We start from the raw sequence: 2,302 nt of genomic DNA, 5'->3' as shown, positions 1-2,302 counted from the left end.
GCCCAGCGCCGCCGCCCGGGATCCAGCCGCGATCCGGAGATCCTCCCTGCTGACAGCGGCGCCCAGCCCGCGGTTCCCCTGCGGGGCACCCGGGCCAGGGCCGCCATGCAGGCCGCCCGGCCTGCAGCAACGCCGAGCGGCGCCAGCCGGGCGCAGCGGACCCGCCTCTCCGGTTCAAAGGCCAACAGCCTCGGCCGGTCCGGAACGCGCACAGCAGCCTTCAGCAGTTCCTTCCCCAGCCGGGCCGAGGCCAGCGCCGGGCGCGGCTCCAGCACCCATCCGCTCACCGATCTGGACGCCAACCGGGCGCTGAAGGCCTACGACGAGGGAGTGAAGCAGGCCTTCGACCGCATCGTGCCGGTGCTCAAGCAGCTGTCAGGTCTGCAGCACGAGGACAACTTCGTGGACCAGGCCCAGGCGATCGCCCAGGACCAGCTGGGCTATGCCCTGCCCCTGCCGATCCTGGAAACCGCCTGGGTGAGCCAGCTCGACATGCGCACCCTGTTTGCCTGGTGTGTGTTCGAGACCTACGAGCAGACCAGCGCCGCCTTTTTCAACCGGGATCCCCTTGGCGGCCAGGCCGGCAGTGAGGCCTCCCAGGCCTTCAATGCCTTCCTGCTGGAGTGTGGCTTCCACCTGCTCGACATCACCCCCTGTGCCGACGGACGCCTGGCCCACGCCATCGCCTATGGCCTGAGGCTGCCGTTCAGTTCTGTGCGGCGCCGGCCCCACGCCGGTGCCCTGTTCGATGTGGAGAACACGGTGAACCGCTGGGTGAAGACCGAGCACCTCCGCTATCGGGAGGGGATCCCCAATCTCGCCCATGCCGACACCCGCTACCTGAAGGTGGCGATGTACCACTTCAGTTCCAGGGATCCAAGCCATGAGGGCTGCGCCGCCCATGGCAGCGACGACAGCCTGGCGGCCTCCTGCGGGCTCCTGCGGCTGCAGGACTTCCAGCAGGCGGTGGAGAACAGCTTCTGCTGCGGGGCCTCGGTGGATCTGCTGCTGCTGGGCATCGACACCGACACCGATGCCATCCGGGTGCATGTACCGGGCATGGATGGCAGCACCAACCTGGAGCGCTGGCTGGATGCCCAGGACGTCTATGCCGCCACCGCCGACCTGAACCGAGAGCAGGCCCGCCAACAGGTGCAGCAGATGGTGCGGCAGGCCGCGGCCTCCGCCCCTGACCCCGGCATGGTGAGCCTCGTGGCCCGCCTTCTGGAGCACAACATCTCCCAGATCGACTACGTGCGCCAGTTCCATGGCGGCGCCTACGACGACGCCAGCCATGCGGAGCGCTTCATCGGCGTGGGGATCGGCTTCAAGGAAATCCATCTGCGCAACCTCACCTACTTCGCCTACATGGACACCGTGGAAGAGGGCGCCGCAGACCTGGATGTGGGCGTGAAGATCTTCCGGGGGCTGAATGTGTCCCGGGGCCTGCCGGTGCCCGTGGTGGTGCGCTTCGACTACCACGGCCAGGTGCCCGGTGCCCGGGAGCGGGCCGTGCGCCATTGCCAGCGGGTGCAGGCCGCCATCGAGAGCCGCTACGCCGAGCTCTGCCAGCAGGGCCTGCTGCACGCCCTGCTCACCATCCGCGACCAGGATCGCCACATTCCCGCCGAAATCGTGGCCTCCACCATCGTGTTCGCCGCCACGGGAGGTCATTGAGATGCTGATCTGCAAGGTGCTCAAACCCCTGGTCTCCACCAACCGCATTCCCGGTTTCGAGCACAAGCTGCTGCAGGTGGTGCTGGATGGCAGCACCAAGAAAGTGGCGGTGGACGCCGTGGGCTGCATCCCCGGTGACTGGGTGATCTGCGTGGGCAGTTCGGCGGCCCGAGAAGCCGCCGGCAGCAAGTCGTACCCCAGCGATCTCACGATCGTGGGGATCATCGACCACTGGGATCCCGACGCCCCCAAACCGGCGGCCCCACCGCCCAGCTCGGAACCGGGAGCAGGCACCTGATGGAGATCATGCAGGTGACCGGCTCCCTCGTCTGCAGCCAGCGGGTCAGTGGCATGGGCCATTGGAACCTGAGGGTGCTGCGCAACGTCAAAGGCAAGCTCTCAGTGGCCGTCGATCCCGTCGGCGCCTCCGTCGGCAACTGGGTGTTCACCTCCAGCGGCTCCGCCGCCCGTTTCGCCTGTGGTATCCCCGATGCCCAGATCGATCTGACCATCTCCGGAATCATTGATTTCTGGGAACCCGATGGCTAGCTGACGCCCCGACGGCTGCTGCTTCCCGCGGCGGATTTGCCGGTCGATCGGGTGGTCGGTGTGGCCATGGCCTGGC

General features: G+C 67.7%; 3 protein-coding genes. All 3 read left to right on the top strand.

What is annotated here, in order from left to right; genetic code table 11:
* Nucleotides 1-105: 105 nt before the first annotated feature.
* From IQ216_RS13480 to IQ216_RS13470, 3 genes are read left to right on the top strand one after another with little or no spacing between them, the layout of a single operon-like run.
* Entirely contained in the window at nt 106-1,677 is a 1,572-nt protein-coding gene (locus IQ216_RS13480) for a carboxysome shell carbonic anhydrase (protein ID WP_193815879.1), read from the top strand.
* Nucleotide 1,678: 1 nt separating this feature from the next.
* A complete protein-coding gene (locus tag IQ216_RS13475; RefSeq protein WP_186696633.1) occupies nt 1,679-1,975 on the top strand; it encodes a carboxysome peptide A in 297 nt (98 codons plus the stop codon).
* On the top strand, nt 1,975-2,226 hold the full coding sequence (locus IQ216_RS13470; protein ID WP_193815878.1) for a carboxysome peptide B: 252 nt from the start codon (nt 1,975-1,977) through the stop codon (nt 2,224-2,226). Before IQ216_RS13475 ends, IQ216_RS13470 begins: the two co-directional genes overlap by 1 nt.
* The last annotated feature ends 76 nt before the right edge of the window (nt 2,227-2,302 follow it).

It is taken from the genome of Cyanobium sp. LEGE 06143 (assembly GCF_015207535.1).
Classification (GTDB): domain Bacteria; phylum Cyanobacteriota; class Cyanobacteriia; order PCC-6307; family Cyanobiaceae; genus NIES-981.
The sequence above is the reverse complement of the archived record's forward strand: the minus strand, read 5'-3'. Positions and strand labels throughout refer to the sequence as shown.

Bases quoted from the DNA above. Each gene is read 5' to 3' on its own strand.
- IQ216_RS13480 (WP_193815879.1), top strand. From the start codon at position 106: ATGCAGGCCGCCCGGCCTGCAGCAACGCCGAGCGGCGCCAGCCGGGCG.
- IQ216_RS13475 (WP_186696633.1), top strand. From the start codon at position 1,679: ATGCTGATCTGCAAGGTGCTCAAACCCCTGGTCTCCACCAACCGCATT.
- IQ216_RS13470 (WP_193815878.1), top strand. From the start codon at position 1,975: ATGGAGATCATGCAGGTGACCGGCTCCCTCGTCTGCAGCCAGCGGGTC.